General features: G+C 64.7%; 21 protein-coding genes. 15 read left to right on the plus strand and 6 right to left on the minus strand.

The window, feature by feature from the left end; genetic code table 11:
- Nucleotides 1–18: 18 nt before the first annotated feature.
- The 3 genes from BH93_RS06485 to BH93_RS06495 all read right to left on the minus strand — a co-directional run bounded on the left by BH93_RS06485 (nucleotide 19) and on the right by BH93_RS06495 (nucleotide 1,818).
- Nucleotides 19–714 carry a class I SAM-dependent methyltransferase gene (locus tag BH93_RS06485; protein WP_037171887.1) on the minus strand — a complete coding sequence of 232 codons (696 nt, stop codon included), beginning with the start codon at nucleotides 712–714 and terminating at the stop codon, nucleotides 19–21.
- A 79-nt stretch (nucleotides 715–793) separates the two neighbouring features.
- A complete protein-coding gene (locus tag BH93_RS06490; protein ID WP_032380350.1) occupies nucleotides 794–1,297 on the minus strand; it encodes a DUF2505 domain-containing protein in 504 nt (167 codons plus the stop codon).
- 11 nt (nucleotides 1,298–1,308) lie between these two features.
- The gene (locus BH93_RS06495) at nucleotides 1,309–1,818 is read right to left on the minus strand and encodes a DUF2505 domain-containing protein (protein WP_037171885.1); all 510 of its coding nucleotides are present in this window, start codon (nucleotides 1,816–1,818) and stop codon (nucleotides 1,309–1,311) included.
- Between the two features lie 57 nt (nucleotides 1,819–1,875).
- Between BH93_RS06495 and BH93_RS06500 the strand changes: the two genes are divergently transcribed.
- From BH93_RS06500 to BH93_RS06510, 3 genes are all read left to right on the plus strand, one after another.
- Nucleotides 1,876–2,892, plus strand: a complete 1,017-nt coding sequence (locus tag BH93_RS06500; protein ID WP_037171884.1) for a UDP-N-acetylmuramate dehydrogenase — start codon at nucleotides 1,876–1,878, stop codon at nucleotides 2,890–2,892.
- Nucleotides 2,893–2,954: 62 nt separating this feature from the next.
- On the plus strand, nucleotides 2,955–4,505 hold the full coding sequence (locus BH93_RS06505) for an MBL fold metallo-hydrolase (RefSeq protein WP_037171883.1): 1,551 nt from the start codon (nucleotides 2,955–2,957) through the stop codon (nucleotides 4,503–4,505).
- Between the two features lie 73 nt (nucleotides 4,506–4,578).
- Complete coding sequence (locus tag BH93_RS06510; RefSeq protein WP_052064907.1) at nucleotides 4,579–5,853, plus strand: L,D-transpeptidase; 1,275 nt, start codon at nucleotides 4,579–4,581, stop codon at nucleotides 5,851–5,853.
- 58 nt (nucleotides 5,854–5,911) lie between these two features.
- Here the strand turns inward: BH93_RS06510 and BH93_RS06515 are convergent, their stop codons facing one another.
- On the minus strand, nucleotides 5,912–6,667 hold the full coding sequence (locus BH93_RS06515) for an SDR family NAD(P)-dependent oxidoreductase (protein WP_032380354.1): 756 nt from the start codon (nucleotides 6,665–6,667) through the stop codon (nucleotides 5,912–5,914).
- A 335-nt stretch (nucleotides 6,668–7,002) separates the two neighbouring features.
- On the opposite strand from BH93_RS06515, the gene BH93_RS06520 reads away from it, so the two are divergent.
- From BH93_RS06520 to BH93_RS06565, 10 genes are all read left to right on the plus strand, one after another.
- Nucleotides 7,003–8,286 (plus strand): ROK family protein, encoded by a 1,284-nt coding sequence (locus tag BH93_RS06520; RefSeq protein WP_197914559.1) that lies wholly within the window; start codon nucleotides 7,003–7,005, stop codon nucleotides 8,284–8,286.
- A gap of 11 nt (nucleotides 8,287–8,297) precedes the next feature.
- On the plus strand, nucleotides 8,298–9,164 hold the full coding sequence (locus tag BH93_RS06525) for an alpha/beta fold hydrolase (RefSeq protein WP_037171881.1): 867 nt from the start codon (nucleotides 8,298–8,300) through the stop codon (nucleotides 9,162–9,164).
- A 38-nt stretch (nucleotides 9,165–9,202) separates the two neighbouring features.
- Entirely contained in the window at nucleotides 9,203–10,531 is a 1,329-nt protein-coding gene (mshA, locus tag BH93_RS06530; RefSeq protein WP_037171880.1) for a D-inositol-3-phosphate glycosyltransferase, read from the plus strand.
- Entirely contained in the window at nucleotides 10,528–11,025 is a 498-nt protein-coding gene (locus BH93_RS06535; RefSeq protein WP_032380356.1) for a YbjN domain-containing protein, read from the plus strand. The genes mshA and BH93_RS06535 overlap by 4 nt, the downstream gene beginning before the upstream one ends.
- A 58-nt stretch (nucleotides 11,026–11,083) precedes the next feature.
- Nucleotides 11,084–12,544, plus strand: a complete 1,461-nt coding sequence (locus tag BH93_RS06540; protein ID WP_037171878.1) for a nucleobase:cation symporter-2 family protein — start codon at nucleotides 11,084–11,086, stop codon at nucleotides 12,542–12,544.
- Between the two features lie 75 nt (nucleotides 12,545–12,619).
- On the plus strand, nucleotides 12,620–13,711 hold the full coding sequence (locus BH93_RS06545) for a BMP family lipoprotein (RefSeq protein WP_242459136.1): 1,092 nt from the start codon (nucleotides 12,620–12,622) through the stop codon (nucleotides 13,709–13,711).
- A gap of 22 nt (nucleotides 13,712–13,733) precedes the next feature.
- Nucleotides 13,734–15,236 (plus strand): ABC transporter ATP-binding protein, encoded by a 1,503-nt coding sequence (locus tag BH93_RS06550; RefSeq protein WP_037171874.1) that lies wholly within the window; start codon nucleotides 13,734–13,736, stop codon nucleotides 15,234–15,236.
- Nucleotides 15,229–16,485 (plus strand): ABC transporter permease, encoded by a 1,257-nt coding sequence (locus BH93_RS06555; protein ID WP_080730777.1) that lies wholly within the window; start codon nucleotides 15,229–15,231, stop codon nucleotides 16,483–16,485. The genes BH93_RS06550 and BH93_RS06555 overlap by 8 nt, the downstream gene beginning before the upstream one ends.
- Nucleotides 16,482–17,750, plus strand: coding sequence for an ABC transporter permease (locus BH93_RS06560; protein ID WP_037171873.1), 1,269 nt, complete (start codon nucleotides 16,482–16,484; stop codon nucleotides 17,748–17,750). Before BH93_RS06555 ends, BH93_RS06560 begins: the two co-directional genes overlap by 4 nt.
- 99 nt (nucleotides 17,751–17,849) lie before the next feature.
- Complete coding sequence (locus tag BH93_RS06565) at nucleotides 17,850–19,442, plus strand: 4-coumarate--CoA ligase family protein (RefSeq protein WP_037171871.1); 1,593 nt, start codon at nucleotides 17,850–17,852, stop codon at nucleotides 19,440–19,442.
- Nucleotides 19,443–19,511: 69 nt separating this feature from the next.
- On the opposite strand, the gene BH93_RS06570 is transcribed toward BH93_RS06565, so the two are convergent.
- Both BH93_RS06570 and BH93_RS06575 read right to left on the minus strand, forming a co-directional pair.
- Nucleotides 19,512–20,477, minus strand: a complete 966-nt coding sequence (locus BH93_RS06570; protein WP_037172210.1) for a glucosyl-3-phosphoglycerate synthase — start codon at nucleotides 20,475–20,477, stop codon at nucleotides 19,512–19,514.
- Between the two features lie 33 nt (nucleotides 20,478–20,510).
- Nucleotides 20,511–21,530, minus strand: a complete 1,020-nt coding sequence (locus tag BH93_RS06575; RefSeq protein ID WP_052064862.1) for an alpha/beta hydrolase — start codon at nucleotides 21,528–21,530, stop codon at nucleotides 20,511–20,513.
- A 261-nt stretch (nucleotides 21,531–21,791) separates the two neighbouring features.
- Here BH93_RS06575 and BH93_RS06580 point away from each other — a divergent pair, with 261 nt between their 5' ends.
- Complete coding sequence (locus BH93_RS06580) at nucleotides 21,792–23,246, plus strand: condensation domain-containing protein (protein ID WP_037171870.1); 1,455 nt, start codon at nucleotides 21,792–21,794, stop codon at nucleotides 23,244–23,246.
- On the plus strand, nucleotides 23,243–24,694 hold the full coding sequence (locus tag BH93_RS06585) for an MFS transporter (RefSeq protein ID WP_080738915.1): 1,452 nt from the start codon (nucleotides 23,243–23,245) through the stop codon (nucleotides 24,692–24,694). The genes BH93_RS06580 and BH93_RS06585 overlap by 4 nt, the downstream gene beginning before the upstream one ends.
- Nucleotides 24,695–24,786: the final 92 nt, after the last annotated feature.

Genomic DNA, 24,786 nt, shown 5'->3' on the forward strand with positions numbered 1-24,786 from the left:
CCGTGAGGGGTAGATCGTTCATCTCGGTGCAACCGTCGCCCAGGGCACCGTGAGCACGTTGTCTCGCATGCGGCGGCGGGGGAGAGTGATCGGAAGCCCCTGTTCGGCAAGTATTCTCAGAGCCGCGCGCCAGCGCAGGCGGGGGCCGAAAGGGGCCAGTGGTGCCGAGACCGACCACGCCCGATCGGCGCGCTGCAGCAGATCATGGATCAGCTCGCCCTCGATGTTGCGGTGTATCAACACCTTCGGGAGTCGCTCCGCGATGTCCGACGGCATCTCGACATCGAACGGATCCCAGGCCAGAGTCAGTGACCGCGGGCCGTCGGCGTCGAGCAATACCCACGCGCAGCGTCGACCCAACTCGTCGCAGGTACCGTCCACCAGCAGGCCGCCGGGTGCCAGGCGAGACTGAATGCGTTGCCAGGCAGCAGGAACCGCGTCCTCAGGATATTGCCGTAGTACGTTGAACGCACGCACCAGGTTCGGGCGCAGACCGGCCAACTCGAATCCGCCACGGGCGAACTCCACGCCGTCACTCCCGGGAACGACGCGGGCGGGGTCGATCTCGAGGCCCGTCACGCGAATATCGGGCCTGACGGTGCGCAGTCGGCCCGCGAGTTCGAGAGTCGTGTTCGGCATCGCCCCGTACCCGAGGTCGACGACGAGGGGATCCGGTGAGTCGCGCAGGACGCGTCGAACATCGGGGTTGTGCATCAGCCACCGGTCGCTACGACGCAACCGATTGATGCCGGTGGTGCCGCGGGTGATGACGCCTTCAGGCCCCTTCAGTGGGCTAGGCGTTCTTCTCGAGCCAGTCGGCGGTCACTTCGCCTTCACCGCGCCACAGGTCGATGAGGTTGACCAGCATGAGCTGCTCGAGCTTGCCGCCGATGAACGGCAGGAACACCTTGGCCTCCGAGGAGGTGCGCAGCGTCGAACCGCCGTTGGTGGGGAAGAGCGACGTGGTGCCCTTCAACGAACCCGGGCCGGCCGGAATCGACGCGTCGTAGTGGCCCGCGGTGACTTCCTCGTAGGCGTCGAAGTGCACGTTGCGGGTGATGACCATGTCTTTCTTCATCACCGTCTGCGCGATGTCGGGCAGTTCGGTACGCGGGATGACGTGGTGCATCACGATGTCGATTCCGGCGTCGGACACCTCGAAGCTCTTCAGCTCGTTCTCCGAGTACTTACGCATCTCCTCGATGCGCGCGTCCCAGTGATCGCGACTGGACAGCGCTGCATAGACCTGCTGCGTCGAGTGGGTGAACCGGGCGGAGTAGTTCATTCGGCGAGCCATAGTGCGCCAGGCTAGCTGTTCGCCTGTGCGGCGATCCAGTTACCGGTGAAGTCCTGCTCGTTGTCGATGAGCGAGAGCACCTGCTCGCTGATCATCGATTCGATCTTGCCGCCGAAGATGGGGACCTTGACCTCGGTGGTGCCGGCCAGTGCGACGGTCGTCGTATCGCCTTTGCCGTCGAGCGTGGTGGTGCCGGTGATACGAGCCGGTGCCCCTTCGACGGTGGCTCCGAATGTGCCGTCGGCGTGGGTGCCGTCGAACGGTCCCCAGCTCTCGGTGCGTTCGATGATGAGGTCGCCCTTCTTGAAGGCGGTCACCGCGGACGGCAACTCCTCTTCGGGGACGGACTGGGTCATGACGACGTCGATGGTGCCGTCGCCGACGGTGACGCTCTTCAAGCTGGCACCGGGGCCGCCGATCTGCTCGATGCGGTCCTTCCAGTACTGCTCGGATGTCAGCGCAGCGTGGACCTTGTCGGCGGAGGCGGGCACAGTCGAGCTGTGCTCAATAGGGCGAGGCATCCCCGCAGGTTACCGGGTGACTCTTCACGCCATGCGCGACCGGTAGCGTGAGAGTCCGTGTCTACTGCAATTTCGGAGCTCACCACTATTCGAGTGGGTGGCCCGGCCCGTGAATTCTGTGTCGCGACGACCGGTGACGAGTTGGTTTCGCTGGTGCGCGACGCGGATCGGGCCGGAACCGACGTGTTGGTCGTCGGCGGTGGATCCAACCTGGTCGTCGGCGATGACGGGTTCGACGGTCGGGTGATTCAGGTGACCGGCTCGCGGCTGGACATCGACGGCGAGATCGTGACCGTCGATGCGGGCGTCGAGTGGGATGCCGTCGTGCAGGCGACGATCGATGCAGGTCTGTCCGGGATGGAAGCGCTCTCGGGCATTCCCGGCACCACCGGCGCGACGCCGATCCAGAACGTGGGTGCGTACGGGGCGTCGACGTCGGAGCTGTTGCACAGTCTCACCGTGTACGACCGGCAGACGCAGGAGACGTCGGTATGGACGCCGGAGCAGTGCGGTTTCGGTACGCACCGGTCGTCGGTGTTCAAGCGATCCTCGCGGTACGTGATTCTGGACGTGACGTTCGCGCTGAAGAAGACGACCGAGTCGCTACCGGTGCGCTACGCGGCACTGTCGGAGCGTCTCGATGTGCAGATCGGCGACGTCGTACCGGTGCCGGACGTACGTGCAGCCGTACTGGCTCTGCGCGGCGAGCGGGGGATGGTGCTCGACGCGAGCGATCACGACACGTGGAGTGTCGGATCGTTCTTCCTCAACCCGGTACTGCCCGAGGTGCCCGAGGCCGCTGCGCACGCGCCCAACTTCCCCGACCCCGCGGGAACCAAGATCCCGGCTGCCTGGCTGATCCAGAACGCAGGCTTCCCGCGCGGCTACGGCACCGAATTCGGACGCGGCACCGCGGCATTGTCGTCGAAACACGTGTTGGCCATCACCAACAGAGGCGGGGCGACCGCGTCGGACATCATGGCGCTCGCCGCGCACGTCCGAGACGGTGTGCAGGAGAAGTTCGGCGTCACGCTCACGCCCGAGTGTGACCTCGTCAACTGCGCGCTGGGTTAGAGCCGCCCGAAACGGCGCATACGATGGAGCTTTGAAAAGCCCGGCTCGTAGGAGGTAAATCAGTGCAGGTCACCAGCGTGGGACATGCGGGATTCCATATTCGGACCGACGCCGGGAGCATCCTGTGCGATCCGTGGGTGAACCCGTCGTTCTACGCCTCGTGGTTCCCGTTCCCCGACAACTCGGGCCTGGACTGGGACGAGTTGGGTGATTGCGATTACCTGTACGTCTCGCACCTGCACAAGGACCACTTCGATCCACGCAACCTGGCCGAGCACGTCAACAAGGACGCGACGGTGCTGCTGCCGGACTACCCGGTGCTCGACCTCAAGCACGAGCTCGAGAAACTCGGCTTCCACAAGTTCTACGAGACGACGGACTCGGTCAAACACACGATCTCCGGTCCCAAGGGCGATCTCGACATCATGATCATCGCGCTGCGTGCACCTGCGGACGGTCCGATCGGTGACTCGGGCTTGGTCGTCTCCGACGGAAAGACCGTGGCGTTCAACATGAACGACGCACGGCCGGTGGACCTGGACGTGATGACCGAGAACTTCGGCCCCGTCGATGTGCACATGCTGCAGTACTCGGGCGCGATCTGGTACCCGATGGTCTACGACATGGTCTCGCGGGCCAAGAAGAACTTCGGCATCCAGAAGCGTCAGCGGCAGATGGATCGAGCGCGCCAGTACATCGAACAGGTCGGCTCCACCTGGGTGATTCCGTCGGCCGGCCCGCCGTGTTTCCTCGACGACGATCTGCGCTTCCTCAACGACGTCTACGGCGACCCGGCCAACGTGTTCCCGGACCAGATGGTGTTTCTCGAGCAGATGCGCCTGCACGGGCACGACAAGGGTCTGTTGATGATGCCGGGCACCGCCGCAACGTTCGACGGTTCCGAGCTGCTCTCGCACGAGCACCCCATTCCCACCGCCGAGGCGGAGGCCATCTTCACCACCGGCAAGGCCGAGTACATCGAGGCCTACGCCCAGCGTCAGGCATCGGTCATCGCGGCCGAGAAAGCCGGCTGGGCTACGGCCGAGGGCGAGCCGCTGCTCGAGCCGTTGCGGGGACTGTTCGAGCCGATCATGGCGCAGACGGACCTGATCTGCGACGGCATCGGCTACCCCGTCGGGATCACGATGGGCGACGAAACCGTCGTGCTGGACTTTCCGAAAAGAATTGTGCGAGAGCCGATCTCGGACGAGAAGTTCCGCTACAGCTTCACCATTCCGCCGGAACTGGTCCGCACCGCAGTGCGTGATGAGGAGCCCGATTGGGTGAACTCGATCTTCCTGTCCACCCGTTTCCGGGCCCGACGCGTCGGCGGTTACAACGAATTCCTGTACACGTTCTTCAAATGCCTCACCGACGAACGCATCGCCTACGCCGACGGCTGGTTCTCCGAGGCACACGACGACACCGCCACGATCACGATGGGCGGCTACGAGATCCAACGCCGCTGCCCGCACCTGAAAGCGGACCTGACGAAGTTCGGCATCGTCGAGGGCAAGAAGCTCACCTGCAACCTGCACGGTTGGGACTGGAACCTCGAAACCGGCCGCTGCCTGACGTCGAAGGGCCACGAGCTCCGCACGCAGAAGCTCTGACTCTGCTGTGAGACTGCCCCCAAAATGACCCGGAAAAGTGGGGCAGTTCGCAGACGCAGGTACGTTGGATAACGTGCATGAGCAGGTAGAACAGACAAAACGGACGCGCGCGGTGTGGTTGATCGCCGTGCTCGTCGCCTTGGTGGCGTTGGTGGCAGGTTGCACCGTCGGATCCGGCGACGGAGGCTCGGGAGCTGCAGCCCCCACCACCGAGGCCGCGCCCGTTGCGAAGGTCACCGCGAACCCGGCCGACGGTGCCGTCGACATCAGCCCCGTCGCGCCCATCTCGGTCTCCGTGACCGACGGAACGCTCACCGACGTTGCGCTGACGAACCCCGAGGGCAAGGTCGTCCAGGGCGCACTCTCACCGGACAAGACCTCGTACGCCGTCACCGAACCGTTGGGGTACGGCGTCGAGTACACGTGGTCCGGCTCGGCTGTCGGCGGCGACAACAAGACCGTGCCCATCGAGGGTGCGTTCACCACCGTCGAACCGGACAGCCGAACCTCGGTGAGCACCAACATCGGCGACGGCCAGGAAGTCGGCATCGCCGCGCCGATCATCCTGCAGTTCGACTCGGCGATCGAGGACAAGGCGGCCGTCGAGAAAGCGTTGACGGTGACCACCAACCCGCCCACTCCCGGCGCATGGGCCTGGTTCCCCGACGACAACGGCTCACGCATCCACTGGCGTCCCACCAACTACTGGGCTCCCGGTACGACGGTGTCGGTGGTCGCGAAGCTCTACGGCGTGAACTACGGCGACGGCGCGTACGGAGCCGACGACGTCACCTTGAATTTCAGTATCGGACGCAGCCAGGTGGTCGTCGCCGACGCCACCAGCCACCGCATGCAGGTGGTCCGCGACGGCGCGACGATCATGGACATCCCCGTCAGCTACGGCGAGGGTAACGAGGACCGCAACGTCACTCGCAGCGGCATCCACGTCGTCACCGAGAAGCACGAGGATTTTCTGATGTCCAACCCGCCGTTCTACGAGAACGTGCGCGAACGCTGGGCCGTGCGCATCTCCAACAACGGTGAGTTCATCCACGCCAATCCGCTGACCACCGGCGTGCAGGGTGCGTCCAACGTCACCAACGGGTGTATCAACCTCTCCACCGAGGACGCACAGCAGTATTTCGGTACGGCGATGTACGGCGACCCGGTGGAGGTCACCGGCACCCGTATCGACCTGTCCGCAGCAGACGGTGACCTGTACGACTGGGCCATCGACTGGCCGACCTGGGAGTCGATGTCGGCGCTTCCCGCCGGCGGAGCAACCGCAACCACGACCCCTGCGACCTCGGCACCTGCAACGACGACGGCCCCTGCGCCCGCTGGGTAGAGCGCTACGCGCATGTGCATGGAAACTCGTAGCGCACTACGAGTTCCATGCACATGGGCTACTTACGGGAAAAGCGCCCCGGGCCGGCCTGATCGCGCGGCTTGATGATGATCTGATCGAGGTTGACGTGCGACGGGCGGGAGGCCACGAAGCCGATCACCTCCGCGATGTCGCTCGCCACCAGTGGTGTGATGCCCTGGTAGACGGCGTCGGCCTTGGCGGCGTCACCGTCGAAGCGGACGAGCGAGAATTCGGTCTCCACGGCACCGGGCGCAACCTCGGTCAACCGCACCGGCTTACCCAGCAGTTCGCCGCGTAGCGTCCGATGCAGCACGGCCTGCGCGTGTTTGGCGGAGGTGTACCCCGAGCCGTTGTCGTACGCCTCGAACGCAGCAACCGAGGTGATCGTGACGATGAGGCCGTCGCCGGAGTCGATCAGCTTGGGCAGCAACGACTTCGTGACACGTAGCGTGCCGAGGACGTTGGTCTCCCACATCCAGCGCCAGTCGTCGAGGTCGGCGTCGATCACCGGAGCCAGTCCCTTTGCGCCGCCTGCATTGTTGACCAGGACGTCGACGCGGGGGATCACCGCGGCGAAGGCCGCTACCGAATCCTCGTCCGTGACATCGAGTTCCAGGGCCGTACCGCCGATGTCCGACGCCAACTCCTCGAGCCGGTCGAGTCTGCGGGCTCCGATCACCACGTGGAATCCATCGGCGGCGAGTTGGCGTGCGGTGGCCGCGCCGATGCCGGAACTCGCTCCGGTGACGACGGCGATTCGGGTATCGGGTGCGATGTGTTCGGGCGAGGTCATGGGGAAATTCTAGTTCGGGAGAAACAGCGCTTCTGGACGGGCCCGATTGGACAATCGGGCTTCGAGTGCTAATTTTGGACTCATGTCCGCCAGCGAGACCACCGCGATGCGGGTCACCTATGTGACCGCGTCCCTCGGTTCTCGCCTGCCGCTCCCTCGGGAACTGTGTTGTCTCGGCCAAGGAACCTGTCTCTAGCCTTTATGCGCTACGGGCAGTCGATTCGCGTGTCGTGGTCTTTCGTGACCACCGTGCTCGCCCCTTGACCTGCATCACTTCGCACCGTCGTCGCTGTTCATTCGCGACGAAGGTCTCCACTGCTGAGGATCCACGACGGATGTCCGTAACCACGCTGCACCACCACCACGTTCGCCCCGCTCTGCGCTCGCCCGGACGGGTCACCGCTCCCGCATCCCGCGTCCAACTCGTTGCACCCGATCTGCGGATCGTCGACAGCCCCGTGGCGTCGGTGCTGCGAGTGGCCTGCGTCGAAGGCCCCATCTCACGCGACAGCGCAGCTCGCACAACAGGATTGAGCATCGCCACCGTCAATCGTCAGGTATCGGCTCTGCTCGGTGTCGGGCTGTTGCGCGAGCGTGCGGACCTGACGGCATCGGGCGCGATCGGACGGCCCCGGGTGCCGTTCGAGGTCAACCACGAACCGTTTTCGACGATCGGCATCCACATCGGTGCCGTCGTCACCGGCATCACCGTCAGCGACCTGCGCGGGCGCATCCTCGGCGCCGTCGAGATCCCCACGCCAGGTGGATCCCCCGACGCGGCGCTGGCTTCCGTCACCCGCAGTGCCGGTGCCTTTGCCGGACGCTGGCACCGCCGCACACCGCTGTGGGTCGGCGTAGCCATCGGCGGCCGTGTCGACACCGCGAACGGCACCGTCGACCACCCGCGACTGGGGTGGGAGAACGGCCGCGTCGCCGGCATCATCGGCGGCGGACTCGGCCTTCCCATCTCGGTCTCCGGGCACGTCGAGGCGATGGCAGCCTCGGAATTGTTGCTCGCACCTCGACTGTCGGACACCGCGGCAGCGCAGAGCTCGAGCGGAACCTCCCTCTACTTCTACGCTCGCGAGACCGCAGGCATGGCTCTGACGATCGACGGCCGCGTCCACACCCCGGCGAGCGGCCCCGGGTCCATCGCCCACCTGCCCACCGGATCATCGGCGCTGTGCGGATGCGGTAATCGGGGCTGCCTCGAGGCCTCCGTCAGTGATCGAGCAGTGGTCGCTGCTGCCGTCGACCGTAAAGTTCTTGCGGCGCAGCCACGTCCGAGTATCGCCGCGGTGTACCAGGCAGCGCAGGGCGGTTCGGAGGCGGCGCGCGAACTGCTGGTCGAGCGCGCTCGGATACTGGGTCGGACGGTGGCGCTGCTGCGCGACATGTTCAATCCGGATCGCGTCGTACTCGGGGGCCAGGCGTTCACTGCGTACCCGGCCGGAATCCCGCACGTGGGCGAGGCATTCACCGCGCATTCGACGCTGGCACGCCGGGATATTCGCGTCACCGGATTCGGCGACCGGGTGCAGGAATACGCCGCGACGGTGGTCTCTCTCAGCTCCCTGTACTCCGATCCGCTGGCGTCGATGCGCAGGGCCGCCGCGTAGGTTCACCCACTATGAGCACCCCTGCAGCAGGACCGGTTCGCCAGGCCACCGGGATCGACGGAGCCAACATCGTCTACCGCGTCAGCGGTGACCCCGAGGCGAGGCCACTGGTTCTGCTGCACGGGTGGGCGCAGAGCTCGGCGTGCTGGGGCGAGGGACTGTTGGCGAACTTGGCCGAGCGGTACCGCGTTGTCGCCGTCGACCTGCGGGGTCACGGCTACTCCGATGCCCCTGCGACGGGGTACGCCGACTCCGAGATCTGGGCCGGGGACGTCGAGGCGGTGCTCGCTGCAGAGGGCATCAACGCCGACGCGGTGCTCCTGGGCTGGTCCTACGGTGGTCTGGTGATCTGTGACTACCTCGCCGAACACGGCACGGGCGCGGTGGCGGGCATCGTGCTCGTCGGCGCGATCACCAGCATCGGCAGGGGAGAAGCAGGCGGACGCGTGGGGACGGCCATGCGGGCGGCGATCCCCGGTGCGATGGCCGAGGAGCCCCGCGTAGCCATCAAGGCGCTCGGTAGCTTCGGCAACGCGTTGACCGGGCCCACAGAAGGCAAGGGCACGGAAGCGCAGGCGCTGTTCGGGTTGACCCTGTCCACCCGGCCGCGAGTGCGCGCCGCCCTGTTCGATCGTGCCGTCGGGCATGACGACCTGCTCCGCAGCCTCGATGTGCCGGCATTCGTGCTGCACGGCACCGAGGACACCGTCGTCGACGTCTCCGCCGGGCGTCACGCAGCGGAGTTGATTCCCACGGCCGTGGCGTCGTATTGGGAGGGCGTGGATCACGGACCGTTCATGGCCGATCCCGAGAGGTTCTTCGCCGAGGTGACCGAGTTCGTGGATGGTCTGAGTCTGCCCGGTCGTCTGAAGAGGTAGTTATCGAGACGTAATGTGGAGGCGTGCACACTGAGGGAGTGACTGGACACCAGCTGAGCAGGGTCGCTGTGTTGTCCTTGCATACGTCCCCACTGGCGCAGCCCGGAACGGGTGACGCGGGTGGCATGAACGTCTACGTGTTGCAGAGCGCCAAGGAGCTGGCCAAGCGGGGTGTGGAGGTCGAGATCTTCACCCGGGCCACGGCGTCCACCGATGCTCCCGTCGTCGAGGCAGCACCCGGAGTGCTGGTCCGCAACATCGTCGCCGGCCCGTTCGAGGGGCTGGACAAACACGACCTGCCCACCCAGCTGTGCGCGTTCGCGGCCGGGGTACTGCGTGAGGAAGCCCGGCACGAGCCCGGTTACTACGATCTGGTGCACTCGCACTACTGGCTCTCGGGTCAGGTGGGCTGGCTCGCGCGCGATCGCTGGGGAGTGCCGCTGGTACACACCGCGCACACCCTCGCCGCTGTCAAGAACGCCTCGTTGGCGCATGGTGATTCACCTGAGCCTGCGGCGCGCCAGATCGGCGAGCAGCAAGTGGTGGCCGAGGCAGACCGGCTGATCGCCAACACGACCGAGGAAGCGAAGTCCCTCGTGGAGATCTACGGGGCCTCGCAGGACTCGATCGACGTGGTTGCGCCGGGAGCCGATCTGGCGCAATACAATCCGGGGGACAAGCTCGCGGCCCGCATCGAGCTGGGTCTGAACCCCGACGAGTCGATCGTCGCATTCGTCGGACGCATCCAACCGCTCAAGGCTCCGGACGTGCTCATCGCCGCGGCCGCCGAAGTGCTGCAGCGAGATCCGTCGTCGCCGCTACGGGTCCTCATCGTCGGCGGGCCGTCGGGCAGCGGGTTGGATCGGCCAGACAGCCTCATCGATCTGGCCGAGAGTCTCGGGATCACCTCGCGGGTGACGTTCCTGCCGCCGCAACCGTCGTCGCGTCTGGCCCAGATCTACCGCGCCGCGGATGTCGTTGCGGTGCCGAGTTACAACGAATCGTTCGGCCTGGTCGCGATCGAAGCTCAGGCGTGCGGAACGCCGGTGTTGGCAGCCGATGTGGGCGGTCTCGGTGTGGCCGTGCGATCGGGCGAGACCGGTCGGCTGGTGCAGGGGCACCGCACCGAGGATTGGGCCGATGCGCTCGCGTCGATGCTCTCGGATCGAACTGCTTTGGCGGACATGGCAAGTGCGGCACCTCGGCATGCCAAAAACTTCTCGTGGGAGCACACTGCGGACGGTCTCATCGAGAGTTACCGACAGGCCAAATTCCATTTCGACCGCGGTGAGGCACCGAGCGAGTTCTCGCCGCGACGGGTCCGAGGATTGTCGAAACTACGCAGATCAGGAGCTGTGACTGCATGAGCGAGACCGCCGAACTGATCGACCGGGTCCTGAAGGATCGCGAACTGGACTACACGCGGCGCGGCGAGGTGTTCACCGTCGAACTGCCCGGGGAACGCAAACTGAAGACGACGACGATGTTGACCGTCGGACATCACGGGGTGCGCATCGAGGCGTTCGTATGCCGCAAGCCCGACGAGAACTTCGAGGGCGTGTACAAGTACCTGCTGCGTCGTAACCGTCGGCTGTACGGGGTGCATTACACCATCGACAAGGTCGGCGATATCTATCTCGTGGGCCGAATGTCGTTGCGGGCTGTCGACGGTGACGAACTCGATCGGATCTTCGGTCAGACCCTCGAGGCAGCCGACGGAGACTTCAACGTGCTGCTCGAACTGGGATTCGCGGAGTCCATCAAACGTGAATGGGCATGGCGGGTCTCGCGTGGCGAATCGTTGGCGAATCTGAAGGCGTTCGAGCATCTGGTGGGAGCAGACAAGGCCGAGCAAGCGTAACTCGCTCGAAATGGGTCGGTGTCGCTGCCCGTAACGTCCGGTTCATAGCCTGACTCTCATGACCAGGCCCGAGGACGCCCGCCCGCCGGTGCTGCAGATGTTCGGTTACGGTCTGCAACACATTCTCTCGATGTTCGGTGGCGTCATCGCCGTACCGATCATCGTCGGTGGAGCGGCCGGGCTGTCCGGCGCCGACCAAGCCCTGCTGATTTCGTGCGCGCTGTTCGTCAGTGGCGTGGCCACCGTCCTGCAGACCATCGGTATCCCGTTCTTCGGCTCGCAACTGCCGCTGGTGCAGGGCATTTCGTTTGCTTCGGTCTCGACGGTGCTGACGATCATCGGCAGTGCGGAAGACGGCCGAACGGGATTGCGCACGGTCCTCGGTGCCGTGTTGGTGGCCGCACTGATCGGGTTGGCCATCGCGCCGTTCTTCTCGAAGATCATTCGTTTCTTTCCGCCGCTGGTGACCGGCAGCATCATCACCGTCATCGGTCTGTCGCTGATGCCGGTCGCCGCGCGGTGGATCACCGGCCAGGAGATGGTGGGCGGTGCCCCGAACCCGAACTATCTCGATCCCGCCAATATCGGGCTGGCGATGTTCACCCTCCTCGCTGTGCTGGTGATGACCAAGATTCCTGGCCTGTCGAGGCTGTCGATTCTGCTCGGACTCGTCGTCGGCACCATCGCAGCACTGATCGTCGGCAAAACCGACTTCGACGGTGTCGGTGACGCGTCCGTGGTGGCCGTACCGACCCCGTTCGCGTTCGGGTCACCGATCTTCGCCGTCGGTGCGATCGTCTCGATGACCATCGTGATCCTGGTGATCATGGTCGAGACCACGGCCGACATCCTCGCCGTCGGAGAGGTCGTCGGAACCGATGTCGACTCCAAGCGCGTCGGTGACGGCCTGCGCGCAGACATGGTGTCCTCTGCCGTCGCCCCGATCTTCAACACCTTCCCGGCGACGGCCTTCGCGCAGAACGTCGGTCTGGTGGCGATGACCGGCATCAAGAGCCGCTTCGTCGTGGCGGTGGGTGGCGGCGTGCTTGCGCTGCTGGGCCTTTCGCCGGTTCTTGCCGCAGTCGTCGGTGTCGTCCCGCTGCCGGTACTCGGCGGGGCAGGCATCGCTCTGTTCGGAACCGTCGCCGCCAGCGGCATCCGGACCCTCGGCAAGGTGAACTACGACAACAACTCCAATGTGGTCATCGTGGCGGTGACCTTGGCGTTCGGCCTCATTCCCGTTGTCGCGAGCGACTTCTGGGACGAATTTCCGGACTGGTTCGTCACCATCTTCCATTCCGGAATCAGTGCCGCCAGCATCGTGGCAGTGGTCCTCAACGTATTCTTCAACGTATTCAGACCCGGTACGCCGCCGAACCCATCGGTGGTGGCAGCGGGGCCGGCAGTGATGGTGCGTGAGGACGAAGCACGAATACTCCGTGAAGGCGGCAGCTTGCCCGAGAAGGCCGAGCCCAACAAGGCTGTGCCGAACAAGGCTGCATCCGATAAGGACTCCTGAGTGAAATCCTGCGCACCCTCGCCCGCGCGAGTAGCGTCCCGACCCAGACGAAGCACATCTAAATTGGAGGACATCTTGTCATTCGTTACCCGCACGAGTACGCGGAAGGCAGCACTCGGCGGCGTCGCGTCGCTCGGTGCCATCGCCCTGATCGCAGGCTGTGGATCCGCTCCCGAGGACGAAGGATCGAGTGGAGGCGGATCCAGTGACTTCCTGCCCTGCATGGTTTCCGACAGCGGCGGATTCGACGACAAGTCGTTCAACCAGCTCGGGTTCGAGGGTTTGACCGAAGCCTCCCAGGAGCTCGGCGTCGAGCCGCGCACCGTCGAGTCCGCGTCGCCCACCGACTACGCCCCCAACATCAACAACCTCGTCGATCAGGGCTGCAACCTCATCGTCACCGTCGGATTCGATCTGGCCGACGCCACCAAGGTGGCAGCCGAGGCCAACTCCGACATCGACTTCGCGATCATCGACGACTCGACGATCGACCTGCCGAACGTCAAGCCGCTGACGTACGACGCCTCGCAGTCGGCTTTCCTCGCCGGTTACGCGGCCGCGAGCTACAGCACCACCGGAGTGGTCGGCACGTTCGGCGGCTCCCAGCTGCCGACCGTCACCATCTTCATGGACGGTTTCGCCGACGGTGTGAACTACTTCAACGAGCAGAAGGGCAAGGCAGTCCGCGTGATCGGCTGGGACGTGCCCTCGCAGAACGGCTCGTTCACCGGCGGATTCACTGCCAACGAAGTTGCCAAGAACACCGCTCAGGGTCTGATCGACCAGAACGCCGACGTCATCTTCCCGGTCGGTGGGCCCATCTATCAGAGTGCGGCGCAGGCCATTCGGGACTCCTCGCGTCCGGTCGCCCTCATCGGTGCGGACGCCGACGTCTTCGAATCCGACCCGTCGGTCGGCGACCTGCTGCTCACCTCGGTGACCAAGGGCCTCAAGACCAGCGTCGACGAGGTCGTGGCCAACTCCGGTGCCGACAAGTTCGACAACGCTCCCTACGTGGGCACCCTGGAGAACGACGGCGTCGGCATCGCGCCGTTCCACGACTTCGAGTCCAAGGTCGACCCCGCACTGCAGGGCGAGCTGGACACGATCAAGGCCGGCATCGTCGACGGGTCCATCACCGTCGAGTCGCCGTCGGCACCCAAGTAGCACCAAGCGGTCGTAAAGGGATATGAAGCTCGAACTTCGCGGTATCACCAAACGATTCGGCTCGTTGATCGCCAACGACCATATCGATCTGAGTGTCGAATCCGGCGAGATCCACTGCCTCCTCGGCGAGAACGGTGCAGGCAAGTCCACGTTGATGAACGTGCTCAGTGGCCTGTATCGCGCCGAGGAGGGCCAGATTCTGCTCGACGACGTCGAGCAGAATTTCGGCGGTCCGGGCGAGGCAATGACTGCCGGGATCGGCATGGTGCATCAGCACTTCATGCTGATTCCGGTGTTCACCGTCGCCGAGAACATCGTCCTCGGTAACGAAACCACCTCGCTCGGTGGACGACTCGATCTCGTGGCAGCACGAAAGCTGGTACGAGAGATCTCCGCGAGGTTCGGCTTCGATCTCGATCCCGATGCTCTCGTCGACGACCTACCCGTCGGCGTGCAGCAGCGGGTGGAGATCGTCAAAGCGCTCTCTCGTGAGGCCAAGGTGCTCGTGTTCGACGAGCCGACGGCCGTCCTGACGCCGCAGGAAACCGACGATCTGATGCGGATCATGCGCGAGCTCGCGGCGTCGGGCACCACCATCGTCTTCATCACCCACAAGTTGCGCGAAGTACGCGAAGTGGCAGACAAGATCACCGTCATCCGGCTCGGCAAGGTGGTCGGCGAAGCGAAACCGACCGCCTCCAACACCGAACTCGCGGCCATGATGGTGGGACGCGATGTGCAGCTGACGGTCTCAAAGGATCCCGCCTCTCCTGGAGAGCCGGCGCTGGTCATCGAGAATCTGTCGGTGTTCGACGCCCAGGGCAACAAGACCGTCGACGACGTCAGCCTCGAGGTCGCGGCGGGGGAGATACTCGCCGTCGCCGGAGTGCAGGGCAACGGGCAGACCGAATTCGTCGAGGCTCTACTCGGGTTGCAGGACAACGTGTCCGGAAAGATCAGCCTTGACGGCCGTTCGCTGGTCGGATCGACGGTGCAGGACGTGCTCGACGCCGGAGTCGGCTTCGTGCCGGAGGACCGTACCGTCGACGGTTTGGTGGGCGAGTTCTCGATTGCGGAGAATCTGATGCTCGATCGCTCGAACAGCATGCCGTTCGTGCGTCGCGGCGCGGTGCAGCGCGACTATCTGGAGAAGTTCGCCTCGGAGAAGCTGAGCGAATTCGATGTGCGGGCACCGGGAATCGGGACCGCCGTCGGACGCCTGTCCGGTGGTAACCAGCAGAAAGTGGTGCTCGCACGCGAACTGAGCCGCGATCTGCGGCTGTTCGTCGCGGCCCAGCCGACTCGCGGAATCGACGTCGGGTCCATCGAATTCGTGCACAAGCGCATCGTCGCCACTCGGGATTCGGGGATCCCGGTCATCGTGGTCTCGAGCGAACTGGATGAGGTCGCCGCACTGGCCGACCGCATCGCCGTCATGTATCGAGGAGCAATCGTGGGAATCGTCCCCGGGGATACGTCCCGCGAAACACTCGGATTGATGATGGGCGGTGAGCGTGGTGAGTGAGACCCAGCAGCCCCCGGCCGCTGAGCCGCCCCCGACACCTCCGCAGCCGTCCGCTTCGCATGTAGTACTCCGGCAGATCTTCACCGGCAGTGCCATCATCTCGGTTCTCGCCGTACTGCTCGCGCTGATCGTCGGTGCCGTGCTCATCGCCGCCACCAACACCGGCGTCCAGGAGTCGGCAGGCTACTTCTTCTCGCGTCCCTCGGACATGCTGAAGGCCATCTGGGATTCCGTTGCCGGGGCGTACTCGTCGTTGTTCCAGGGCTCGGTGTACAACTTTCGGCGTCCCGGATTCGAGAACGGCATCCGGCCTCTGCTCGAGACGCTGACTTTCGCCACTCCGCTGATCGTCGCGGGACTCGGTGTGGCACTAGCCTTCCGTGTCGGCATGTTCAACATCGGTGGTCGAGGCCAGATGCTCATCGCATCGGCATGCGCAGGCTGGGTGGGGTTCGGAGTGAACCTGCCGGCCGGAATCCACCTGCTGGTGGCCGTCGTCGCCGGAGTTCTCGGCGGCGCGGTGTGGGGCGGTATCGCCGGATTCCTCAAGGCGCGCACCGGTGCTCACGAGGTGATCGTCACCATCATGCTCAACTACATCGCGTTCTACCTGATCTCGTACCTTCTGCGAACCCCTGGAGCGCTGCAGGCTCCGGGATCGAACAATCCCAAGACCGCTCCTATCGCGTCGACAGCGGTGTTCCCCAAGCTGTTCGGCGACCGGTACAGCCTGCACCTCGGTTTCGTGCTGGTGATCCTCGTGACCGTCGCGGTGTGGTGGCTGCTCGAGCGATCCAGCCTCGGATTCCGATTCCGGGCAGTGGGCGAGAACCCACACGCCTCACGGGTGGCCGGTATGAACGTCAACCGGATCTACCTCTACGCCATGATCATGTCCGGTGCGCTCGTCGGCCTTGCCGGAGTTGCCCAAGTACTGGGCACCGTTACCACAGGCTTCAGCGCCGACATCGATGCCGGAATCGGATTCGACGCCATCACAGTCGCACTGCTCGGCCGATCGAAACCGTGGGGCGTGTTCTTCGCGGGAATCCTGTTCGGCGCGTTCAAAGCCGGCGGGTTCGCCATGCAGGCGGCCGAGGGCGTACCCATCGACATCGTGCTCGTCGTGCAATCGGTGATCGTGCTGTTCATCGCTGCGCCACCACTGGTGCGAGCGGTGTTCCGATTGCCCAAACCAGGCGAAGAGAAACTGGCGAAGGCCGAGACCGCGAAGGTGGGTGCACTGTGACCGCCCCCGTCGTCGCCCCCGCCGAGGCAGTACTCGGTCGCAGCTGGAAGGTGCCGTCGATCCTCGGGGTCGTGACGTTGCTCGCTCTGGCGCTGTTCGTTGTCAAGAAAGGTTCGGGCACAAGCACATTCGCATTGGCATCGGAGGGCGACTTCTTCGCACTTCCGGCCGTGGGTGTGCCGTCGTACGGCACCGGTCTGATCGTGGTCGTGTTGCTGGCCGTCATCACCGGCTACGCGGCGCTGCTGGCCTCGCGCTACCGCTCGACGCCGCTGTGGTTGCTCGCCGTGTTCGCGGTGTTGTTCGTGTTCGGTTTTCTCGCGTGGGCAGCCGACGGTGAGACCATCCCGGTGCCCGGATTGCTCATCGGCGCAGTCGCTCTGAGCACACCCCTGATCTTCGGCGCGATGGGCGGGGTGATCTCCGAGCGGGTCGGTGTCATCAACATCGCCATCGAAGGTCAGTTGCTCGCAGGCGCTTTCGTCAGTGCCGTCGTCGCGTCGATCACCGGGTCGACCTACGTGGCGTTGCTCGCCGCTCTGGTGGCCGGTGCACTGACCGCGTCGCTGCTGGCAGTGTTCTCGATTCGCTACTTCGTCAATCAGGTCATCGTGGGTGTAGTGCTCAACGTCCTGGTCGTCGGACTGACCAGCTTCCTGTACTCGGTGGTGCTCACCAAGAACGCCGAGACGCTCAATTCGCCACCGCGTTTCGCGCGCATCGACATTCCGGTGCTCTCGCAGATTCCGATCGTCGGTCCGGTGCTGTTTCGACAGACGCTGATCGTGTACCTGATGTACATCGCCGTGGCGCTGGTGTTCTTCGGCCTGTTCCACACCAAGTGGGGTCTGCGGCTGCGCGCCGTCGGTGAGCATCCGCAAGCCGCCGACACCGTTGGAATCAACGTGGCTCGAACGCGATTCTGGAACGTCTGCCTCGCCGGTGCCATCGCGGGACTCGGCGGTGCGTACTTCACGCTCGGTTCCGTCGGAGCCTTCGGCAAGGAAATGACTGCCGGTGCCGGCTACATCGCACTCGCTGCAGTCATCTTCGGGCGCTGGGATCCGGTGCGCGCGACGTTGGCTGCACTGCTGTTCGGATTCGCGTCGAACCTGCAGAACGTGCTGGGCATCATCGGGTCTCCGGTGCCGAGCGAATTCATGTTGATGCTGCCCTACGTGGTGACCATCTTCGCCGTCGCAGGGCTGGTGGGCCACGTGCGAGGACCGGCAGCAGCGGGCAAACCGTACGCGTCGCGAAGTTAGCGCCCGCCCTACCTGACTCAGCGGTAGGGTCGCTGTCCGATGTGACCGCTTTCACGGTAAGGTTCGATCATTGTTGCCGCAGTTCTTCGAAGGAGAGCCATGAGCTTCCGCAGTCCCTTTCCCGACGTCGAGATCCCGAATCTGAGCGTCTACGACTTCTTGTTCGGGTCCATCGCCGAGTCCGATCTGGACAAGCCAGCTCTCATCGACGGCACTTCGGGTGACGTCACCACCTACAAGAGCCTGATCGGCCAGGTCGACGCGATCGCCGGGGCACTCGCGGCTCGCGGGCTCGAGGTCGGCGATGTCGTCGGACTGCACTCGCCCAACGTGCCCGCGTTCGCGTCGGTGCTGCACGGCATTCTGCGTGCCGGCGGAACTGCGACGACGATCAACGCGCTGTACACCGCCGAGGACATCGCCAAGCAGCTCACCGGTTCCGGCGCGAAGTTCCTGTTCACCGTCTCCCCGCTGTACCCGCAGGCGAAGGCGGCCGCGGACAAGGTGGGCATCGACGCCGATCACGTGATCGTGCTCGACGGTGCCGAGGGGCACCCGAATCTGCGCGATCTACTCACCCAGGGCGCGCCTGCTCCCGAGGTTTCGTTCGATCCGGCCACGCACGTCGCGGTGCTGCCGTATTCCTCGGGCACGACCGGTGTCCCGAAGGGCGTCATCCTCACCCACCGCAACCTCGTCGCGAACGTCGCCCAGATGGAACCGCGGGTGGGCATCGACAGCGACGATGCGATCCTGGCGCTGCTGCCGTTCTTCCACATCTACGGCCTGACGGTGCTGCTCAACATCGCCCTCAAGCTGCGCGCGCATCTGGTGACGATGCCGAAGTTCGACCTCGTCGAATTCCTGCGCATCATTCAGGATCAGAAGCTGACGTACCTGTTCATCGCACCGCCGGTGGCCGTCGCCCTCGCCAAGCACCCGATGATCGATCAGTACGACCTCTCCAGCGTGCACACCATCTTCTCCGGCGCCGCACCGCTGGACGAGGAGCTCGGCAAGGCCGTCGCCAAGCGCTTGAACACGCGAGTGCGCCAGGGCTACGGCATGAGTGAGCTCAGCCCGGTCAGCCACGCCATCCCGTTCGACCGCGACGACATGCCGCTCAGCTCGGTTGGTCAGCCGCTGGCCAACACCGAGAACAAGCTCGTCGACCCGGCCACCGGCGACGAAATCGAGCTTCCCGCAGAGGGATTGAGCAAGCCGGGCGAGCTGTGGGTCAAGGGACCGAACGTCATGGTCGGGTACCTGAACAACCCCTCCGCCACCGCCGAGACCCTCGACTCCGACGGTTACCTGCACACCGGTGACATCGCTGTCGCGGACCACGAAGGCGTCGTCTACATCGTCGACCGCCTCAAGGAACTGATCAAGTACAAGGGCTACCAGGTGCCGCCGGCCGAGCTCGAGGCCCTGCTGCTCACTCACGAGGAGATCGCCGACGCCGCCGTGATCGGTGTTCTCGACGACGAGGGCGAGGAAATCCCCAAGGCATTCGTCGTCCGGCAGCAGGGTGCCACGATCGACGAGGACGGCATCATCGCGTTCGTCGCCGAGCGTGTCTCCCCGCACAAGAAGGTTCGACGCGTCGAATTCATCGACACAGTGCCGAAGTCCGCGGCAGGCAAGATTCTCCGTAAGGATCTTCGGGCGTCGGAAGCTGCAGGCAAGTAGTTCGTTCTTCGGCACGACTCAGCGCACCCTTCACCGTGCTCGACGGTGGAGGGTGCGTCTGTATTCGGGTCAGACCGGCGCGCTCATCGAGTGCCGGCGATGGGCACGTAGGTAGTCGTCGACGGTGATCAGCGGGGGACGGTCGACCAAGGACAGCGGTGCCACACTCATCGAGAGCTGAGGCCCCGTGGTCGAGAAGGTGGTGAACCCGGCACCGGAATCGCCGAGACCGAGCCGCGAGAACATGGTGGCGACGATCTGTCGACTCATGACGGCCAACTCGGAGGTCGGCCGATTTCGATGGCGTCGCGTTCCGAGTCCGACCTGCCCGATCGTGCCCGCACCCGAGCGGTGATACGTGTCGAGCAGCAGTCCGATCTCGACTCCGTAGCCGGGGGCGAAGGGCACAGTTTCGAGCAACTGGCGAGTGGCGGCGTACTCGCCGCCCAGCGGCTGAAAGACGCCGGCCAGTTCGGGACGGAGTGCGGTCAACAGGGGCCGTACCGTCAACTGAGTTACGCGTCCGCCACCATCCTCGTCGGTGCTGTCACCGATCGTCAGCGGCCGACGGTAGAAGCCTTTGACCAGTTCCACGCCCTCGTGCATGAGCAGTGGGCCGACGAGCGACGGCACGAAATGCGTCCCCGGATCGACCAGATCCGAGTCGACGAACACCACGATGTCGCCCGAGGTGGCTGCTACACCTCGCCACAGGACCTCGCCCTTTCCGCCGACGACGGGCAGGCCTGGTAGTACCTCTTCCCTGGAGACGACGGTGGCCCCGGCGGCGCGCGCCCGGACAGCCGTGCGGTCGGTCGATCCCGAATCGAGCACGATCAGTTCGTCGACGAGACTTCCCAGATGGGGAGTCATGGAGGCAATGACGTCCGCGACGGTGTCTTCCTCGTCGAGGGCAGGGAGGACGACCGAGACCGTTCGGCCGCGTTTGGCCGCGATGATGTCGGCGAGCGGCCAGGGTGAACGGGCCCAGGTGGCGGCAAGAGCAGGAGTGCCCACGGTGTCGGTTCGGCTCATCGAGTTTCCTTCGTCATCGCTGGAAGTCACGGCTCAGGAGGTGGTCGGCAGTCCCATCGACGGCGCGATCACCGACCACGAGTCGTGTAGGTCTTGTTGCCAATAGGCCCACGAATGGGTTCCGTTGGGTCGGAAGTTGTAGGTGGCGGGGATGTTCAACTCCTGCAGGCGCTGCTGCATCTGGTGCGAGCACGAATCGGTGGTCGCCTCGATGACGGCACCGACGGCGAGCTGCTGGGCGAGCTTGCTGTAGTCGCTACCGATGCCGGGTCCGCCTGGCACATCGAACGCGCCTGGCGCTCCCGTTCCGCTCGAGATGTACACCGCGACACCACGCAGGCCTTCGGCGTTGACGTACGGGTCGTTGGCAATCCAGTCGGCACTGCCTGCAGGCCCCCACATGTTCGTGGTGGATCCACCGCCGCGCGCTTCGACCACGGATCTGACGTACATCTCGCCCACCGGGTCGCTGGTACGGGCGCATCCGCTGTACGAGGCCACGGATCGGTAGACGGAGGGGTGGGCGATGGCCAGTTGCAGAACGGACGTCCCGGCCATCGAGATACCGGCGACGGAATTGACGCCGTTGCTGTCGAGCAGTGCGTTCATCAACGGCGGCAGTTCGAGACCGAGAAACGTGGACCACTTGTTGCGGCCCAGCACCGGGTCGTCGTGCAACCAGTCGGTGTAGTAACTCGCAGCGCCACCCCGTGGGACCACCACGTTGACGTTCTTGTCACCGAAGAAACCGGCGATGTCGGTCTGATCGAACCAGCTGCTGCCGCCGTCTCCGCCGGCTGCGCCGTTGAGCAGATAGAGGGTGGGCGCACCGGGTTCCTCCGCCCGAAAGATGTCGACGACGACGTCGCGGTCCATCGCCGCGGAATGCACGTGCACGACGTCGCGGCGTTCCCCGATGCCTTCTACTCCGACGACCGACGATGCTGTCTCGGCAGTTGCCATTGCTGCTGTGCCCGACGTGAGAACAACGACGGTCGCGAGCACACTCAGAGCCGAAACGGTCGCATCACGCAGGCGGTATCGGTCGATCATCTACCGTTCCTGACATCGTGGGGGCAGCGCGGAGCCTGGTTGTCGGTCAGCGCGATGAGTGTCCGACGTTAGATCGAATGTCTGGCCTCCACCACAATCTTGACGATCCTTCAGTTCTGACACAGATATCTCGCGCATCGTTGTCGATTTTCCAAAATGCCGGGCCGTGGGGTGTTCTCCGTCTCGCTCGAATGATGCACTGGCCCCTCCGACGCACCTCACTGTGCTGCGTCGTATCTCTCCCCTCCGAAAGGTTGTGTCGTGGTTGCATTCGGACTCATCGACGAGTGGAAGCCTGCTCCGGGACCACTCACCACGTGGTCGCCTACCGACGCCTCACGGGGCGCGGCTGCAGCGGCACCCGTCCATCCGGCACGTCCGTCCCACATCCAGCAGGCGTACCTCGAGGCCGCATTCCGCAACCGAGGATCGTCCTTTCGCTTCTCCAGACTGTGCCTCGTCACGTTCCGCATCGAAGGAAAGTTGGACAGCGCGGCAATGGGGCAAGCGTTCAATACGTTTGTCAAGCGCCATGATTCGTTCTCGAGCTGGTTCGAGACCACGTCGGTCGGATCGGTGCGCCACGTCGTCGACGTCGACGACATCGTGCTCGAGCCGACTTCCTACGGTGTGCCCTCGAGTGCGGCCGATATCCGACGGCACGTGCAGGACACCACCCCGGGGCCGGAGAGTTGGGACTGCTTCTCCTTCGGGACGATCGAGCACGACGACCATTTTGTGGTGTACGCGGCAGTCGATCACCTCGACACCGACGGCATTTCGCAGGCATTGACGTACTACGAGTTGCGGCAGCTCTATCGCAACGCGGTGACGGGGGAGTCCGATGGACTGTTCACCCCGGGCAGCTACATCGAGTACTGCCGGCGCGAGCGCAGCGAGAGCGACACCACGACTCTGGAGTCCGCGGCCGTCCGGACCTGGATCGATCTGGTGACGGACAACGGTGGCGATCTTCCGACATTCCCACTTCCGCTGGGACGCAACAGTATCGACTACACCCGAACGTCGCACAATTCGTTTCCGCTGTTCGACGGCGCGAAGGCGCGGGCCGTCGACGACGCATGTGCCGGAGTGGGAGCAAAATTCATCGGAGGCATCTTCGCCGCGGCAGCCCTGGCGGAATACGAACTGGCCGGCCGAAGCAGCTACCTGGGCCTGACGCCCAAGAGCACTCGAACTCTGCCGGGCGAATTCGCCTCGATCGGTTGGTTCTCCAGCCTCGTTCCCGTGCAGTTCGAGTTGGGCACGCAGCCGACGTTTCTCACCTTGGCCGTCCTTGCTCAGCAGGCATTCGATTCCGGGAAGCTGCTGGCGAACACGTCCTACCACCGAGTCCTCGAACTGGTCGGCCCGGAACACGGAATCACCACGCAACCGGGTTGGACCGCGCCGATGATCTCGTACGTCGACGTCCGAAAGCTGCCCGGTGAAGCCGAACTCGACGCGGCCGGGGCCGGGCTGTACGGCAACCGAGGTAGCTCGGAGGAAGTCTTCATGTGGGTCAACCGATTCGAAGATCACACCGGCGTGGAATTTCTGTACCCGGGAACGGACGAGGCCGATCGCTCGATCGATCTCTACTTCGCCAAGATCTCCGAGATCTTCACTGCCGTGGTCGAATCGGGCGATTACGTACCGCAGCTCCCCGACGCGAGTACGTTCGCGCACGAGCTTCCGGACGTCAGCAGGGTATGACACGCCGACGCAGCGGCTCGTGGATGACGCTGTGCGCCTGTTTGCTGGCGGTGACGATGCAGATGATCGACGTCACGGCCGTGACCGTTGCGCTGCCCACGATCGCCCTGGACCTCGACGGGACAGGTGCACAGCAAGTCTGGGTACCAGCGGCGTATTTACTGGCATTTGCGTGCGCGCTCCTCACGATGGCAAGAGCAGGTGAGGTATTCGGGCGTAGAAACACGTTCGTCGTCGGCACTGCGATGTTCGCGTCGACGTCGGTGTTGTGCGCGTACGCGCCCACCATCGAACTACTGATCCTCTGTCGCGTCCTGCAGGGAATCGCGGGTGCCGCCATGTCCGCTCAGACCGTGGCCATCGTGACCGCGACCTACTCCGGGGCGCGGCGCACCACTGCGTTCGCCTTGTACGGCGGTACGGCAGGGCTCGCAGGTCTGGCCGGCCCGGTCATCGGCGCGGTCCTGCTTCACCTCGATATCCTCGGAACAGGTTGGCGTGCAATATTTCTGATCAACGTTCCGATCTCGGTGGCGGCAGTCGTCCTCGCCCGGCGGTATGTCTCCGCCGGCTCGGGGCACGTGCTGTCGGGTGGGTTGTTCGATCCGATCGGGGTTGCCCTGTGGTCGATCGGTGCTGTGTCGATCGTGTACCCCATCATGACCAGCTCGAGTCCGACGGCCGCGGTACCCGCATTCGGCATCGGCCTGATTCTGTTGGCCGTCTTCGCGATGTGGGAACGGCGCCGGAGCGCGGCGGGTGCACACGTCATGGTCGACACCCGCATTTTCGTGGAGCGTGGGTTCACCTGTGGGTGCGTCGTCTCGGCTCTGGTGTACGGCACCTTCACTGCATTCGTTCTGACGATGTCGGTGACGCTGCAGACCGGACTGGGCGACAGCGCGTCGACGGTGGGAGTGATCACGATCCCCTTCGCCCTCGGGGCTGTTGTCGCGTCGCTGGCCGCGCCGATAGCATTCCACCGCTGGGACTCTCGCGTGGTGGCGGTAGGTGCGGCGACGATGGGAGCGGCGCTGTTCGTCCTCGGTGCCGCCGTGGATCACTTCGATCGGCCCGGCTTTCCGTGGCCGATGACCATCCCACTGGTTCTGGTCGGGGTCGGCCTGGGGTCGGTGATCGCGCCGCTGCAGAGCACCATCGTCGCCGGTGTGAACCCGGATGCCATCGGCTCCGCGTCGGGGATCCTCCCGACGGTCCAACAAGTCGGGTCGGCGGTGGGTACCGCGGCCGCCGGTGCCGTGTATTTCGCGATGCTTCCCGCGCTGCCGGCGGCGTCGGATCATCTGGCCTCGCAGCAGAACGTGCTGTTCGGACTGGCAGCGACGATGGCCGTGGCCACCGCTGTCGCGATGGCACTGCCACGAGGCGATCGAGCGGCCGCCGAATGCGTGCGAGAGCCGTTGACGGCACCCCAGCGGTCACCATGACCGGCAGGCCCCGAACGACAAGTGCCGATCCGAAAATCGACCCGAGACTTCCCCGGTCCGACGAATGGCCCGGGCCCAATGAAAATCGAGAA

Source organism: Rhodococcoides fascians A25f, assembly GCF_000760935.2.
Lineage (GTDB): Bacteria > Actinomycetota > Actinomycetes > Mycobacteriales > Mycobacteriaceae > Rhodococcoides.

Excerpts from the sequence above, each read along its gene's own strand:
- BH93_RS06515 (WP_032380354.1), bottom strand. The coding sequence starts at position 6,667 with ATGACCTCGCCCGAACACATCGCACCCGATACCCGAATCGCCGTCGTC.
- BH93_RS06520 (WP_197914559.1), top strand. The coding sequence starts at position 7,003 with ATGTCCGTAACCACGCTGCACCACCACCACGTTCGCCCCGCTCTGCGC.
- BH93_RS06570 (WP_037172210.1), bottom strand. The coding sequence starts at position 20,477 with ATGAGCCGAACCGACACCGTGGGCACTCCTGCTCTTGCCGCCACCTGG.
- BH93_RS06550 (WP_037171874.1), top strand. The coding sequence starts at position 13,734 with ATGAAGCTCGAACTTCGCGGTATCACCAAACGATTCGGCTCGTTGATC.
- BH93_RS06535 (WP_032380356.1), top strand. The coding sequence starts at position 10,528 with ATGAGCGAGACCGCCGAACTGATCGACCGGGTCCTGAAGGATCGCGAA.
- BH93_RS06575 (WP_052064862.1), bottom strand. The coding sequence starts at position 21,530 with ATGATCGACCGATACCGCCTGCGTGATGCGACCGTTTCGGCTCTGAGT.
- BH93_RS06490 (WP_032380350.1), bottom strand. The coding sequence starts at position 1,297 with ATGGCTCGCCGAATGAACTACTCCGCCCGGTTCACCCACTCGACGCAG.
- BH93_RS06585 (WP_080738915.1), top strand. The coding sequence starts at position 23,243 with ATGACACGCCGACGCAGCGGCTCGTGGATGACGCTGTGCGCCTGTTTG.
- BH93_RS06540 (WP_037171878.1), top strand. The coding sequence starts at position 11,084 with ATGACCAGGCCCGAGGACGCCCGCCCGCCGGTGCTGCAGATGTTCGGT.
- BH93_RS06525 (WP_037171881.1), top strand. The coding sequence starts at position 8,298 with ATGAGCACCCCTGCAGCAGGACCGGTTCGCCAGGCCACCGGGATCGAC.
- BH93_RS06495 (WP_037171885.1), bottom strand. The coding sequence starts at position 1,818 with ATGCCTCGCCCTATTGAGCACAGCTCGACTGTGCCCGCCTCCGCCGAC.
- BH93_RS06485 (WP_037171887.1), bottom strand. The coding sequence starts at position 714 with ATGCACAACCCCGATGTTCGACGCGTCCTGCGCGACTCACCGGATCCC.
- BH93_RS06565 (WP_037171871.1), top strand. The coding sequence starts at position 17,850 with ATGAGCTTCCGCAGTCCCTTTCCCGACGTCGAGATCCCGAATCTGAGC.